Here is a 14,267-nt window from a genome sequence, read left to right as displayed (position 1 = left end):
CTGTCAGAGGGGAGATGGGCGATGGGTGGAACCGAACACCTGACCGCGCAGCGCGAAGGCGCCACGCTGGTGCTCACGCTCAACCGGCCCGAGGCCAGGAACGCGCTCTCGCTGCCGATGCTCGTCGGGCTGTACGACGGCTGGCTGGAGGCCGACGAGGACGACGCGGTCCGCTCCATCGTGCTCACCGGAGCCGGAGGCGCCTTCTGCGCCGGGATGGACCTCAAGGCGCTGGCCGGGAAGGGCATGGAGGGGCAGCACCACCGGGACCGGCTCAAGGCCGACCCGGACCTGCACTGGAAGGCGATGCTGCGGCACCACCGCCCGCGCAAGCCGGTGATCGCCGCCGTCGAGGGCCCCTGCGTCGCGGGCGGCACGGAGATCCTGCAGGGAACCGACATCCGGGTCGCGGGCGAGTCCGCGACCTTCGGCCTGTTCGAGGTCAGACGCGGACTGTTCCCGATCGGCGGCTCCACGGTCCGTCTGCACCGCCAGATCCCGCGCACCCACGCCCTGGAGATGCTGCTCACCGGACGGCCGTACACCGCCCGCGAGGCCGCCGGCATCGGCCTGGTCGGGCACGTCGTCCCCGACGGCACGGCACTCGCCAAGGCGCTGGAGATCGCCGAGCAGATCAACGCCTGCGGGCCGCTGGCCGTCGAGGCCGTCAAGGCGTCGGTGTACGAGACCGCCGAGATGACCGAGTCCGACGGCCTGGCCGCGGAACTCACGCGCGGCTGGCCGGTCTTCGACACCGCCGACGCCAAGGAGGGCGCCCGCGCCTTCGCGGAGAAGCGGCCCCCCGTCTACAAGCGCGCCTGACCTTCGAGGAGAGCCTTCGATGCCAGCAGTCCTCAAAGCGCCACTCGTCGTGGAGTTCCCTTTCACCCGCTCCCTCGGCCCGGTCCAGAGCGCCTTCCTCACCGGACTGCGCGAACGCGTCGTCCTCGGGGTGAAGACCGGTGACGGACGCACCCTGGTCCCGCCCGTCGAGTACGACCCCGTGACCGCCGAGGAGATACGCGACCTCGTCGAGGTCGCCCCCACCGGCACGGTCACCACCTGGGCCTGGAACCACGAACCCCGCCGCGGCCAGCCCCTCGACACCCCGTTCGCCTGGGTCCTGGTCCGGCCCGACGGCGCCGACACCGCCCTGCTGCACGCCCTCGACGCCCCCGGCCCCGACGCCGTGCACACCGGTATGCGGGTCCGGATCCGCTGGGCCGAGGAACGCTCCGGCGCCATCACCGACATCGCGTGCTTCGAGCCGTACGACGGTGACGAAGCCCAAGCCACCGTGCGTACGGGCGAGTTCGCGGACCCGGTCACCGGCATCGTCGCCCCCGCCCGCCTCGACTACACCTACTCGCCCGGCCGCGCCCAGTCCGCCTACATCACCGCCCTGTCCGGCCGGCGGACCTTCGGGGAGCGCTGCCCGACCTGCCGCAAGGTGTACGTCCCGCCCAGGGGTGCCTGCCCCACCTGTGGTGTCGCCACCTCCGAACAGGTCGAGGTCGGCCCGCGCGGCACGGTCACCACCTTCTGCATCGTCAACATCAAGGCGAAGAACCTCGACATCGAGGTGCCGTACGTCTACGCGCACATCGCCCTCGACGGCGCCGACCTCGCCCTGCACGCCCGCATCGGCGGCATCCCCTACGACCAGGTGCGCATGGGCCTGCGCGTCGAACCGGTGTGGACCGAGGGGGCCCGCTACCCCGACCACTACCGGCCCACCGGCGAACCCGACGCGGACTACGAGACGTACAAGGAGCTGCTGTGACGCGGGACATCGCGGTCGTCGCCTTCGCGCAGACCGACCACCGGCGCACCAGCGACGAGCACTCCGAGGTGGAGATGCTCATGCCGGTGCTGCACGACGTACTCCACCAGGCCGGCCTGAAGACCGCCGACATCGGCTTCACCTGCTCCGGATCCAGCGACTACCTCGCCGGCCGCGCCTTCTCCTTCACCCTCGCTCTCGACGGCGTGGGCGCCTGGCCGCCGATCTCCGAGTCACACGTGGAGATGGACGGCGCGTGGGCGCTGTACGAGGCATGGACCAAGCTGCTCACCGGGGACGCCGACACCGCGCTCGTCTACTCGTACGGCAAGTCCTCGCCCGGCTCGGTGCGTGACGTACTCACCCGGCAGCTCGACCCGTACTACGTCGCCCCGCTCTGGCCCGACTCCGTGGCCCTGGCCGCGCTCCAGGCGCAGGCGCTGATCGACGCGGGGGAGACCGACGAGCCCGCGCTCGCCGCCATCGGGGCCCGCAACCGGGCGAGCGCCGCCAGCAACCCCCACGCACAGCTGCGGGGTTCGGTGCCGCGGGGCGACTACCTCGTACGGCCCCTGCGCAGCGGCGACTGCCCGCCCATCGGGGACGGTGCCGCCGCCGTGATCCTCGCGGCCGGGGACCGGGCCCGCCGGCTGTGTGCGCGGCCCGCCTGGATCCGGGGCATCGACCACCGCATCGAGGCCCACGGCCTCGGCGTGCGCGACCTGACCGACTCGCCGTCCACCCGGCTGGCCGCCGAGCAGGCCGGTGCCTTCGAACGTCCCGTCGACACCGCGGAGTTGCACGCGCCGTTCACCTCGCAGGAGGTCGTGCTGCGCAAGGTCCTGCGACTCGACGACAACGTCGCGGTCAACCCCTCCGGTGGGGCCCTCGCCGCAAACCCGGTCATGGCCGCCGGACTCCTCCGCATCGGTGAGGCCGCCGCCCGCGTCCACCGCGGGGACTCCGACCGGGCGCTCGCGCACGCCACCTCCGGCCCCTGCCTGCAACAGAACCTGGTCGCCGTACTCGAGGGGGATCCCCGATGAGCAAGGAGCCCGTGGCCGTCACAGGGATCGGCCAGACCAAGCACGTGGCGGCCCGCCGGGACGTGTCGATCGCCGGGCTCGTCCGGGAGGCGGCCCGACGGGCCCTGGACGACGCCGGGTTGACGTGGGCCGACGTCGACGCCGTGGTCATCGGCAAGGCGCCCGACTTCTTCGAGGGCGTGATGATGCCCGAGCTGTACCTCGCCGACGCGCTCGGCGCGGTCGGCAAGCCCATGCTGCGGGTGCACACCGCCGGATCCGTCGGCGGATCCACCGCCCTCGTCGCCGCGAACCTCGTCGCCGCCCGCGTCCACGGCACCGTCCTCACCCTGGCCTTCGAGAAGCAGTCCGAGTCGAACGCCATGTGGGGACTGTCCCTGCCCATTCCCTTCCAGCAGCCGCTGCTGGCCGGCGCGGGCGGCTTCTTCGCCCCGCACGTGCGCGCGTACATGCGGCGCAGCGGGGCCCCCGACACGGTCGGTTCCCTGGTCGCCTACAAGGACCGGCGCAACGCCCTGAAGAACCCCTACGCCCACCTTCACGAGCACGACATCACCCTGGAGAAGGTCCAGGCCTCCCCGATGCTGTGGGACCCGATCCGCTACTCGGAGACCTGCCCGTCCTCCGACGGCGCCTGCGCGATGGTCCTCACCGACCGCGCCGGAGCCGCCCGCGCGCCCCGGCCGCCCGCCTGGATGCTCGGCGGTGCCATGCGCAGCGAGCCGACGCTGTTCGCCGGGAAGGACTTCGTCTCCCCGCAGGCCGGCAAGGACTGCGCCGCCGACGTCTACCGGCAGGCGGGCGTCGCCGACCCGCGCCGGGACATCGACGCCGTCGAGATGTACGTGCCGTTCTCCTGGTACGAGCCCATGTGGCTGGAGAACCTGGGCTTCGCCGAGGAGGGCGAGGGCTGGAAGCTCACCGAGTCCGGGGTGACCGAGCTCGACGGGGATCTGCCCGTCAACATGTCGGGCGGTGTCCTGTCCACCAACCCCATCGGCGCCTCCGGCATGATCCGCTTCGCGGAGGCCGCCCTCCAAGTGCGCGGACAGGCCGGAGATCACCAGGTGGAGCGGGCCCGCAAGGTCCTCGGGCACGCCTACGGCGGCGGGTCGCAGTTCTTCTCCATGTGGCTCGTCGGCTCCGAACCGCCCGACTCCTGAAAGGTCCCCCTCACGTGGCCTGTCGGCCGTCCGGACCGATCGCTAGGCTGGCCGCGGACGACGAACCGGGAGGAGCACGGACGTGGCCGAGAGCATCACCCAGCAGAAGCCGCTCATGGGCTGGGACAAGCCGGAGCTGGACCTGAGCAAGGCCGAGTGGCAGTCCAGCAGCCGAGGCCTTGGGGACGTGCAGATCGCCTTTGTCGAGGGGTTCATCGCGATGCGCAACAGCGGCCGTCCGGAGAGCCCTTCCCTGATCTTCACGCCCGCCGAGTGGGGTGCGTTCGTGTCGGGCGCGCGGGAAGGGGAGTTCGACCTCACCTAGGTCCCTGTCCGGCCGATCACGGTGGAGGAAGGCAGGGGCGCGATCCCGTCCTCGACGAGGTGCGCGTCCACCTGCGGGGACGCACGCAGGACCAGGCCGTGCAGTACGCCGTCCCGGCAGGGGTGACCGGCGCTCCGCTGCCCGAACCGGGCGCCACCGCCCAGATGTCGGTGCTCGGCTCCCGGGGGTGCGGCGGCTTCGTCGGCCCGCTCCTCGGGAGCAGCGGCCCGGCCGCCGCCCACGATGCCGAATGCTCCGTGGCCGTCGTACCCCGGCCCGGCCGCGAGGTGTACGGGGGCCTGGACGGGCCCGGGCCCCGGGTGGTCGCCGCCTGCCCCTGGCCGTAGCTGACCTGACCGGCGTCCGGCGTGCTGGTCCCGCCCCCGTCGACCGGGATGCCGTGGAGAACGAGACCCGCACCCTTGCCGAGGGCTTCCCCTCGCACCGCACACGGCATCCCGAGGCAGGGGCCGAGGTGTACGCGCTGCCGGGAGACGCGGCCGGCCATCTCGTCGCGGCACCGAAGGAGGCCGAACCGGTCGGTGGGCCGCCACCGGCGCCGCCGGCCGAGTGACCGGGGGGACGCATCCGGCGCGGCCCCGTCGACTCCGTGCCGGACCCGACCCGGCCTGCGAACCCCCGCACCACACCCGGCCGCCCCGCGCTGAAGCGCTGGTCGGAGCGGGAGCCTTCACTCGGCGGCCCCCGCCCCGCCTCACCGCCGGCAAGTCCGAGACCTCGCTTCCTTCCTTGCGGAAGGCCGGCGCCCGGACGACACCGAACACGCCCGGGCACGTACCATGGCCGCATGTCGTTCCTCCGCCGCCGCAGTGCCACTCCCGCCGGGCCCGACTTCGACGTGCTGGCCATGGACCCGGGCGACTGGCCCGGCAATCTGGGCGCCGGACTGCTGCCCGCCCCCGACGGCAGCTGCCAGGGCGTCTTCCTGCGCTACGACCTGTTCGGCGGCCGCGGCCCCGCCATGATCATCGGCAACCTGCCCGAGGGCTCCCCGGCCCGCGAGGTCGCCGAGGGCGAGATCCCCTTCGAGGTGGCCCAGCTGCTGCTGGCGCTGGAGAACGACGAGGAGGTGACCGTCACCGACACCGAGGACATGCCGGTGCTCCAGGGCGACAACCTCCTGGTCGTGCGTCGGCTGAAGCTGTCCGAGAGCCGGATCTCCTGCGTGCAGTTCGACCGCAGCGACGGCGTCCTGGTCACCATCGCCGCCTGGGACCGTCCCATCACCGACGACCTGTACGCCCTGCTGAAGCCGCTCCCCGCGGAGCTTTTCCAGCAGGGCTGACCCGGCTAGCCGGCCGACGGCCTCACCGTCACGTCCGCGGCGCGCACGAACGCCACCCGGTGGCCGAACTGGATCTCGTAGTACAGGTCCTTGCCGACCACGACCCGGTGCGAGTCGGTGGTGAAGGTGACCGCGTAGTAGTACTCGCCCGGCACCACGTCACCGACCACGTACCGCTGGCCCGCAGACAGCGTGTACGGCAGTGGTGACACCGACTGGGCGGGCACCCCGGCCGGGTACGCCTCCTTCTCCGGGTACGCGCGGCCGTACACCGGAACACCGCTCAGACCGTCCTTCGGCGTGACGACCAGGCCGAAGGCGTTCACCGCCGACGGCTCGCCCTCCGGGTTGCGGAACCAGGCCTTCTGGCCCAGGTACCAGATCGCCGTCCAGTCGCCCCAGCGGTCGGCCACCGCGTACTGCTGGCCGGTCGACACCCGTGAGGACAGGTCGTTCACACCGGTGGTCGGGGCCGTGCCCAGGCCGACGTCCGTGATCAGGGCCGAGTTCTCGTCGTGGTCGGAGTACAGCCGCACCTCGCCGGAGCCGTGCGCGGCGCACGGCTCGCCCTTGGCGGTGCAGCCCGTGTACATCGGTTGGTTCGCCCCGTAGTCCGGCCGGATCGTCACCAGCCCGCCCTTCTTGCCCGCGGTGCGCTCGAAGGGGCGGCCCAGCAGCTCGAAGTAGTGCCGCCAGTCCCAGTACGGGCCCGGGTCGGTGTGCATGCCCGGGATGGTGGAGGTGGTCGGGCCCGGCACGGTGTCGTGGCCGAGAATGTGCTGCCGGTCCAGTGGGACGCCGTACCGCTTCGAGAGGTACCTCACCAGCCGTGCCGAGGACCGGTACATCGCCTCCGTGTACCAGGCGTCCGGCTGGGCGAGGAAGCCCTCGTGCTCGATGCCGACCGACTTGGCGTTGACGTACCAGTTGCCCGCGTGCCACGCCACGTCCTTCGCCTTCACATGCTGGGCGATCAGACCGTCGGTGGAGCGGACGGTGTAGTTCCAGGACACGTAGGTCGGGTCCTGGACCAGCTTCAGGACCCCGTCCCAGGTGCCCTCCGTGTCATGGATGACGATGTACTTGATGCTCTGCGACACCGGGCGGTCGCCCAGGTCGTGGTTGCCGTAGTCGTTGTCCCCGAACTCCGCGTACGGCGCCGGGATCCACTCGCAGGACACCGTCTTCGGGCACTCCGTGCCGTCGTCGGAGACCGTGCGCAGCCCCGCGCGCTTCAGTTGGGCGGTGTCCGGGTTCAGGTCCGGCTGGGCGGCCAGGGCGACCAACTGCCCGCCGTCCGTGGCGCGCTCCTCGCCGGTGCGCAGCACGTCGTACACGTCGTTCGCGTACGCCGCCGCCGTCGCCGTGTCGTCCGCGCCGGAGAAGCGGGCCACCGCGCCGTACCAGGCGGCCGGGTCGGCGCTCAGGGGCTCGCCCAGGTCCCTCTGGGCGGCGGCGAGCAGGGCGGCACCGCCGGCCACATTGGCCTCCGGGTCGGTGCGCAGTTCCCCGGCGGGGATCCCGGTCAGCTCGGCCGCCTTCGGCAGCGTCTTCAGGCGGGCGGGCAGCGCGGCATCCACCGGGATCCGAGTGCCGGGGTGCAGGGCCGCGCGGGCGCCGTCGCCGCGTGCGTCCTCGGTGCCCTCGCTGTGGTGCGGCACGGTGGCGAGCGCGGTGCGCGCGTCGGTGAGATGCATCGGGCCGTAGCCGCCCGTGACGCTCGGCACTCCGGCGTGCGCGTCCCAGCGGGACTGGAGATAGGAGACGGCCAGCAGCACGCTCTGCGGCACGTGGTACTCGGCGGCGGCGGAGGCGAACGCGTGCTGCAGCCGGCCGGCGGAGGACTCGGTGGCGCTCTGGGAAGGGGCCGCGCCCAGCAGCGGGAACAGCACAGCGGCGGAGGTGACGGCCACGGCCGTCCTGCGCGTGCGTCTGCTGCGGGGTACGGGTCTGGGGGCGGTGGCGGATCCTCGCAATGCGGCCTCCTGGGACGGGCGAGCGTGGCGGGGCGTGCCGGGCCGAGCGTGGGTCAGTGGTATCGGCTGGCCGACGATCCGTCAATGATGCCGGGAGGCAGGCGATTTCCCATGTCACGTGGGGATTGCGGAGTTTCGCGGCGGAGCCGCGGCGGGCCTGCGGAGCGTCAGTGGACTACACCAATGCCCGACCGTCCCGCGGGGCCGGACACACGAAGGTCCGCGGTGCGCCGCCGCTCTTGGCGCCCCGCGGACCTCGCGTCCCCGTCAGCGAGTGCCCACTGCCGCGCGCACGGCCCTGCGGGCCAGCTGGCAGTCGTCGTGCAGCCGCCGGAGCAGCAGCCGCTGTTCCTCGCCGGACGGCGCAGCGCCCGGATGGGCCGTCCCCGGTGCCGCCGGGGCCGTGTCGTACATCGAGCGCTGCACGGCGGTCTCGTACGTACGGATCTCCCGGGTGAGGACGAGCATCAGGTTCACCAGGAAGGCGTCCCGTGAGGCCGGTCCCGCGGACTGGGCGATCTGGCTGATCTGCCGCCGGGCGGCCGGCGCGTCCCCGAGGACCGACCACAGCACCGCCAGGTCGTACCCCGGCAGGTACCAGCCCGCGTGCTCCCAGTCCACCAGCACTGGACCGGCCGGTGAGAGCAGGATGTTCGCGAGCAGTGCGTCGCCGTGGCAGAACTGGCCCATGCCCTGCCGGCCCGCCGCGTGCGCGATGCCGTGCAGCAGCTTCTGCAGGTCCCCCAGGTCCCGGTCGGTGAGCAGTCCCAGCTCGTGGTACCGGGAGATACGGGCGGCGTAGTCCAGGGGGGCGTCGAAGGTGCCCGCCGGGGGCCGCCAGGCGTTCAGCCGGCAGATCGCGCCGAGGGCCGCCCGGATGTCCGCCCGGGGCGGGGCCTCCGCCGGATGCCGCTGGAGCGCCGCCACCCGGCCCGGCATCCGCTCGATGACCAGGGTGCAGTTGTCCGGATCCGCCGCGATCAGTCTCGGCACCCGGATCGGCGGCCGGTGCCGGACGAACGAGCGGTATGCGGCTATTTCGTGCCTGATCCGCTCCGCCCAGGCGGGGGAGAGGTCCAGTAGACACTTCGCGACGGCCGTGTTGCGCCCCGTCGTCCCGACGAGGAGGACGGACCGTCCGCTGCGGCGCAGCACCTGCACCGGAGCGAACTCCGGACAGATCCGGTGCACCGACGCGATCGCGGTGCGCAACTGCGCGCCCTGAGGGCCGGACAAGTCGAGTCTCCCGCTGAGCGGTTGGGTGCCTGGCCCCCCGGTGCGCCGTGGCCGGCCCGCACCCAGTACGGGAGGCCCCTGACGCGCCGCGGGATCCAGATAGGGGCCGCTGCCCGCCGGGCGGGGACGCAGCGGCCGGGGCGGGGCGGACACGGAGGACGATGCTGCGTACATGGGAGATACAGATCCCTTCGTGTGCCTGCGGTGCCTGCCTTGGTAAGTCGTCGCGCACAACCCGGCCCGGAAGCCCGGGTGCACCCTGGGGAATGCACCCGTCGTACAAAGCGGCGACCGGGTCGGGGTGGCGCGTTCCTACCTGACACCCGGTGACCAGTGGCACACCATCTGGCGCACCCTGGCGAACCCTGGCGAATAGTCGCCCGGCAACCTCCACCGGGCTACTGTCAACTCAGCCGAGAACCTGGGGGCTTGCGTGAGCGGACAACCCAACACCCGTCTGGCGGACCTGTTCGGCCTGGCCGGCTGGTCCAAAGGCGAACTCGCGAGGCTGGTCAACAAGCAGGCGGCGGCCATGGGCCACCCCCAGCTGGCGACCGACACCTCCCGGGTGCGGCGGTGGATCGACACGGGAGAGATCCCGCGCGATCCGGTGCCGCGGGTGCTGGCGGCCCTGTTCACCGAGCGTCTCGGCCGTGTCGTGACCATCGAGGACCTCGGTCTGGTGCGGCACGGGCGTACGGGGAGACGGCCGGGCGGCGGGAATGTGGAACATCCCGACGGAGTGCCGTGGGCGCCCGAACGGACCGCCGCGGTCCTCACCGAATTCACGGGAATGGACCTCATGCTCAACCGACGCGGCTTGGTGGGCGCGGGCGCCGCGCTCGCCGCGGGATCCGCACTCAGCAGCGCCATGCACGACTGGCTGCACACCGATCCGACCCTGAAGGCAGACGCCCCTGTCCTCGACGACCCCCTGCACGCCGACCCCGCTGGGTACGACCGCTATGAGGCCGCCCCCATCGGGTCGCAGGAGATCGAGGAGCTGGAGCGCTCGGTGGAGGTGTTCCGAGCCTGGGACGCCGCCCGCGGTGGCGGGCTCCAGCGCAAGGCGGTGGTCGGCCAGCTCAACGAGGTGGGCGGCATGCTCGCCTACCGCCACCCCGACCACCTCCAGCGGCGCCTGTGGGGCGTCGCCGCCAACCTCGCCGTCCTCGCGGGCTGGATGTCGCACGACGTCGGCCTGGAACCCACGGCCCAGAAGTACTTCGTCATCGCCGCCCACGCCGCGCGAGAGGGCGGTGACCGGCCGCGCGCCGGGGAGGCGCTCTCCCGGGCGGCTCGCCAGATGGTGCACCTCGGCCGGCCCGACGACGCCCTCGACCTGATGAAGCTCGCCCAGTCCGGCTCGGGCGACGAGGTGCTGCCCCGCACCAAGGCGATGCTCCACACCATCGAGGCCTGGGCACAGGCCTCCATGGGCAGGGGCCAGGCGATGCGCCGCACCCTCGGCCAGGCGGAGGACCTCTTCGTCTCCGACAAGGGCGACGTGCCGCCGCCGAGCTGGATGCAGATGTTCAAGGAGGAGGACCTGTACGGCATGCAGGCCCTGGCCTACCGCACGCTGGCGGAGCACGACCCGAGCGCGGCCGTGCACGCCCAGCACTACGCGGAGAAGGCCCTGGCCCTGCGGGTCGACGGACGCCAGCGGTCGAAGATCTTCGACTTCCTGTCCATGGCCTCCGCCTGCTTCATCGCCGACGACCCCGAACAGGCGGACCGGTACGCACGGCTGGCCCTGATGTCGATGGGCTCGAACTCCTCCCACCGCACCTGGGACCGGCTGCGCCAGATGTACCGGCTCACGGCCGAGTACGCGAGCTACCCGAAGATCAACGAGCTGCGGGAGGAGATCAGGCTCGCCCTGCCGAAGACCAAGGGCCGGGGCATCGACAGCGCACCGGCATAGTGCCTGGTTTCTCTCAGACCGTTACCTTCAACTATTCACCTTGGCGATGAGCACGCAGGCGTCGTCCTGCCGCTCGGTCTCGCCGCACTCCTCCACGACCAAGCGCAGGCAGTCCTGCGCGGTGCGGGCCGTGCCGAAGCGCGGGGCCCGGTCCAGGAGGCGGTCCACGGCTGCCCGTCCCTCATGCCCCGGCACCAGTCCGTCGGTGTGCAGCAGGAGCAGGTCGCCGGGCTCAAGGGTCACTTCGGCCTGCCCGTAGGTGGCTCCGGTGGTCGCGCCGAGCAGGACGCCGGCGGGTGCGTGCAGTGCGTGCCCCGTCCCGTCGCGGAACAGCAGCGGGGCGGGGTGGCCTGCCTGCGCCCACACCAGGGTGCGGGTGGCGGGCCGGTAGCGGCAGCAGACGGCGCTGCCGAGGGCCGGCTGCACGGTGGCGTCGAGTAACTGGTTGAGCCACGCCATCAGCTGTCCGGGCTGGGTGCCCGCCATCGCCATGCCGCGCAGGGCGCCCAGCAGCATCGCCATGCCCGAGGTGGCGGCGACGCCGTGCCCGGTGAGGTCGCCGACGCTGAGCAGCGTTTCGCCGTCGGACAGTTCGAGCGCGTCGTACCAGTTGCCGCCGATCAGCGAGCTCGTCGCGGACGGCAGGTAGTGGGCCGCCAGGTCCAGGGTCCGAGGTCCCCGGTGCGGGAGCCGCAGGGAGCCGCGCCACGGCGGCAGCACGGCTTCCTGCAGCTCGACCGCGAGCCGGTGCTCGCTCTGTGCCCGCTGCTGGTGGCGGTGCAGCGAGTCACCGGTCTCGCGCACCGTCCGCCGGTGGCGGCGCAGTTCGCTGACGTCGCGCAGCACGGCCCACATCGAGGCGGTGCTGCCGTCGGCGTCGAGCACGGGCTCGCCCATCATGTGCACGGTCCGGACCGATCCGTCCGGCCGTACGACGCGGAACTCCCCGTCGATGGGTTTGGCGTCGACGAGGCAGTCCGTCACCATCGCCGTCAGCTTCGGACGGTCCTCTTCGAGGATCAGCGACGGCAGTTCGTCGAGGGTGAGCGCGGGGCCCGCGGGGTCCCGGCCGAGGATCTGGTAGAGCTCACCGGACCAACTCGCCTCGTCGGTCAGCAGGTTCCACTCCGCACTGCCGACCCGGCTCAGCAGCGAGCCGGACGGGGTGTCGCCCGGTGCCGGGTGGACGGCTGGCGCGGCCTCTTCCGGTGCGGGCGCCGGGCCGTCCCGCAGCTGGGCCAAGTGCTCGTCGAGGTCGCTCAGTTGGTGGAGCGCGAGGTCGCACAGGGCGCGCTGCCACCGCTCCTGCGGGTCCGAGCCGTCGCCCTGCGCGTCCCTCCGCACCGCGTCCACGTCGCTCTTGAGCCGCCGGGCCTGCGAGATCAGCGCGTCGACCGAGCCGCGGCCGGACGGTTGAGCGGCGGGGCGGTCCGCAGAGAGAGGGGACGGCATGACGCACTCCGATGCGGGGACGGTACGGCCAGGGCCGGGGGAAGGCCGTTACGACTGTGGCACAGCCCGCGACGCGCTGTAAGGGATTTGGCAACACACGATACGGTGGTGCTTACGGCATATGCCAGAGTCTTCAAGGCGCGATTGACCGGCCTGGATGACGTAGGCGGCCGGGTGGGCAAGTCGTAGATGAGGTACGTGACTTGACCGATCGGGGAGCCCATTGGTGTAGCGCTCGGGTGGGTGTTCGACGTGCCTGTGTTCTATGGTGCCGCATCGGTGTCGACCGGACCCGGCCACCGGTGGCGGATGCCGGTGGGGCCCATGAGGGTGGGGATGACGCGGCGGGATGTCGATGGGCGGCGGAGTCGCCGGTCGCGGCAGGGCGCGGGACCCTGGGGGACCGTGGCGGAAATTCTCCCGCGCCCGCCCATAGGGTGACGCAGCTCACACCGAATCGGTCCCTGTTTTCCGTAATGCCGACGGCCCCTGCGAGGTCCTACAGGCATGGACTTCACCTTCACGCAGCCCGCCCACGCCCGGCTGATCACCGACGGGGACCGAGAGGTCACCGTGTCCGCCTCCCTCCGGTACACGACCGAGGATCCGCTCGCCGTCTTCGTCGACTTCCCGCCCGAGGCGACGCTCGACGGGGAACGCGCCACCTGGACCTTCGCGCGCTCCCTGCTGGACGAGGGCCTCGGCGCGCCGGCCGGACGCGGGGACGTGCAGATATGGCCGGGCGGGCGGGGGCGCACGGTCCTGGAGTTCCACTCGCCGTACGGCGTGGCCCTGCTGCAGTTCGGCACGCTCGACCTGCGCCGGTTCCTGCTGCGCACCTACACCGTGGTGGCCGCCGGGCAGGAGGACGTCGCAGCGGTGGTGGAGCGCGGGCTGAGCGCCCTCTTCGGCGGCGTCTGACCGGCTGCGGCCCGTGAAGTTCACGACCTGCCGGGCGTCAGCGGCTGACGTCGGCGTACAGGTCCGGGCGCGGGGCGAGCTCGACGGGCACCCGGCGGCCGTTCTCCAGCGCCCGGACCCCGGCCTCGGCCGCGACGGACGCGGCATAGCCGTCCCAGGCGCTCGGGCCGGTGACCCGGCCCCGCCGGGTGGCGTCGACCCAGGCCTGCACCTCGCGGTCGTAGGCGTCGGCGAACCGCACGAGATAGTCCTGCGCCACCTCCTCGCGGGCGCTGCCCCGGGCGGTGACCACCATGGTGTGCCCGTCGCCTATCCGGGCGCTGCCCGCCTCGCAGACGGCCTCGCAGCGCACCTGGTAGCCGAAGCCGCAGTTGACGAAGACCTCCACGTCCACCAGAACGCCGCCGTCGGTCTCGAAGAGCACGAACTGGGGATCGATCAGACCCGCCGGGGCGCCCGCGGAAGAGGCCGGCCGCAGCACGGTCACCGCGGCCGGCTCCTGGCCGAGCAGCCAGCGGGCCGCGTCGATCTCGTGCGAGACGGAGCTGTCGATCAGCATGGCGCTGGTGAAGCCGGGCGGTGAGGAGACGTTGCGGTGGACGCAGTGCAGCATCAGCGGCCGCCCCAGACCGCCCTCGTCCAGCAGGGCCTTAAGACGCCGGTACTCGGCGTCGTAGCGGCGCATGAACCCGATCTGGGCCAGCCGGCGCCCCAGGCGTGCCTCCGCCTCCACCACCCGCAGCGCCCCCGTGGAGCCGGGCACCATGGGCTTCTCGCACAGCACCGGCAGCCCACGCTCGAAGGCCGCGAGCAGCGCCTCCTCGTGCGCCGGGCCGGGCGAGGCGATCAGGACCGCCGCCACGCCGGGCGCGTCGAGCGCGGACACCACGTCCGTGTGCACCGAGACCCCGTCCAGGCCCGCGACCGCCGCCTCGGCCCGCCCGGTGTCCGGGTCGGCCACGGCGGCGACCCTGGCCCCGCTGACCACACGATCGAGGCGCCGTACGTGGTCGGCGCCCATGTGCCCGGCACCCAGTACGGCCACGCCCAGCAGGTCACCCACGTGCGCCCTCCCATTCCGCCGACGATCACGCCGTAGCGTAGACGCCGGTGCGGGCCGCGTGAGCGGGCC

The 14,267-nt window shown here is 72.6% G+C and carries 14 protein-coding genes; 10 read left to right on the top strand and 4 right to left on the bottom strand.

Features of this window, described 5'->3' with window-relative positions:
* Positions 1-21 precede the first annotated feature (21 nt).
* The 8 genes from ACIBBH_RS15655 to ACIBBH_RS15620 all read left to right on the top strand — a co-directional run bounded on the left by ACIBBH_RS15655 (position 22) and on the right by ACIBBH_RS15620 (position 5,623).
* Positions 22-822 (top strand): crotonase/enoyl-CoA hydratase family protein, encoded by an 801-nt coding sequence (locus tag ACIBBH_RS15655; protein WP_399404782.1) that lies wholly within the window; start codon positions 22-24, stop codon positions 820-822.
* 19 nt (positions 823-841) lie between these two features.
* Complete coding sequence (locus tag ACIBBH_RS15650) at positions 842-1,783, top strand: Zn-ribbon domain-containing OB-fold protein (protein WP_399404781.1); 942 nt, start codon at positions 842-844, stop codon at positions 1,781-1,783.
* Entirely contained in the window at positions 1,780-2,829 is a 1,050-nt protein-coding gene (locus tag ACIBBH_RS15645) for a thiolase domain-containing protein (protein ID WP_399404780.1), read from the top strand. Before ACIBBH_RS15650 ends, ACIBBH_RS15645 begins: the two co-directional genes overlap by 4 nt.
* Complete coding sequence (locus ACIBBH_RS15640) at positions 2,826-3,992, top strand: thiolase domain-containing protein (protein WP_399404779.1); 1,167 nt, start codon at positions 2,826-2,828, stop codon at positions 3,990-3,992. The genes ACIBBH_RS15645 and ACIBBH_RS15640 overlap by 4 nt, the downstream gene beginning before the upstream one ends.
* A gap of 82 nt (positions 3,993-4,074) precedes the next feature.
* Positions 4,075-4,317, top strand: a complete 243-nt coding sequence (locus tag ACIBBH_RS15635) for a DUF397 domain-containing protein (protein WP_399404778.1) — start codon at positions 4,075-4,077, stop codon at positions 4,315-4,317.
* Between the two features lie 59 nt (positions 4,318-4,376).
* Positions 4,377-4,664: a hypothetical protein gene (locus tag ACIBBH_RS15630; RefSeq protein WP_399404777.1), complete on the top strand. Its 288-nt coding sequence runs from the start codon at positions 4,377-4,379 to the stop codon at positions 4,662-4,664.
* Between the two features lie 53 nt (positions 4,665-4,717).
* Positions 4,718-4,891: a hypothetical protein gene (locus ACIBBH_RS15625; protein ID WP_399404776.1), complete on the top strand. Its 174-nt coding sequence runs from the start codon at positions 4,718-4,720 to the stop codon at positions 4,889-4,891.
* A gap of 234 nt (positions 4,892-5,125) precedes the next feature.
* On the top strand, positions 5,126-5,623 hold the full coding sequence (locus tag ACIBBH_RS15620) for a hypothetical protein (protein WP_399404775.1): 498 nt from the start codon (positions 5,126-5,128) through the stop codon (positions 5,621-5,623).
* A 5-nt stretch (positions 5,624-5,628) separates the two neighbouring features.
* Here ACIBBH_RS15620 and ACIBBH_RS15615 read toward each other — a convergent pair whose 3' ends face one another.
* Complete coding sequence (locus tag ACIBBH_RS15615; RefSeq protein ID WP_399404774.1) at positions 5,629-7,599, bottom strand: N-acetylmuramoyl-L-alanine amidase; 1,971 nt, start codon at positions 7,597-7,599, stop codon at positions 5,629-5,631.
* Positions 7,600-7,866: 267 nt separating this feature from the next.
* Positions 7,867-9,009 carry an aminoglycoside phosphotransferase family protein gene (locus tag ACIBBH_RS15610; protein ID WP_399404773.1) on the bottom strand — a complete coding sequence of 381 codons (1,143 nt, stop codon included), beginning with the start codon at positions 9,007-9,009 and terminating at the stop codon, positions 7,867-7,869.
* 259 nt (positions 9,010-9,268) lie between these two features.
* Between ACIBBH_RS15610 and ACIBBH_RS15605 the strand changes: the two genes are divergently transcribed.
* On the top strand, positions 9,269-10,762 hold the full coding sequence (locus ACIBBH_RS15605) for a hypothetical protein (RefSeq protein ID WP_399404772.1): 1,494 nt from the start codon (positions 9,269-9,271) through the stop codon (positions 10,760-10,762).
* 27 nt (positions 10,763-10,789) lie between these two features.
* Here the strand turns inward: ACIBBH_RS15605 and ACIBBH_RS15600 are convergent, their stop codons facing one another.
* On the bottom strand, positions 10,790-12,214 hold the full coding sequence (locus ACIBBH_RS15600; protein ID WP_399404771.1) for a PP2C family protein-serine/threonine phosphatase: 1,425 nt from the start codon (positions 12,212-12,214) through the stop codon (positions 10,790-10,792).
* A 507-nt stretch (positions 12,215-12,721) separates the two neighbouring features.
* On the opposite strand from ACIBBH_RS15600, the gene ACIBBH_RS15595 reads away from it, so the two are divergent.
* The gene (locus tag ACIBBH_RS15595; RefSeq protein WP_399404770.1) at positions 12,722-13,135 is read left to right on the top strand and encodes an SsgA family sporulation/cell division regulator; all 414 of its coding nucleotides are present in this window, start codon (positions 12,722-12,724) and stop codon (positions 13,133-13,135) included.
* A 37-nt stretch (positions 13,136-13,172) separates the two neighbouring features.
* Here the strand turns inward: ACIBBH_RS15595 and ACIBBH_RS15590 are convergent, their stop codons facing one another.
* Positions 13,173-14,198 (bottom strand): Gfo/Idh/MocA family protein, encoded by a 1,026-nt coding sequence (locus ACIBBH_RS15590; protein WP_399404769.1) that lies wholly within the window; start codon positions 14,196-14,198, stop codon positions 13,173-13,175.
* Between the last annotated feature and the right edge of the window lie 69 nt (positions 14,199-14,267).

Source organism: Streptomyces sp. NPDC051636 (assembly GCF_044453765.1).
Classification (GTDB): Bacteria; Actinomycetota; Actinomycetes; order Streptomycetales; family Streptomycetaceae; genus Streptomyces.
The sequence above is the reverse complement of the archived record's forward strand: the minus strand, read 5'-3'. Positions and strand labels throughout refer to the sequence as shown.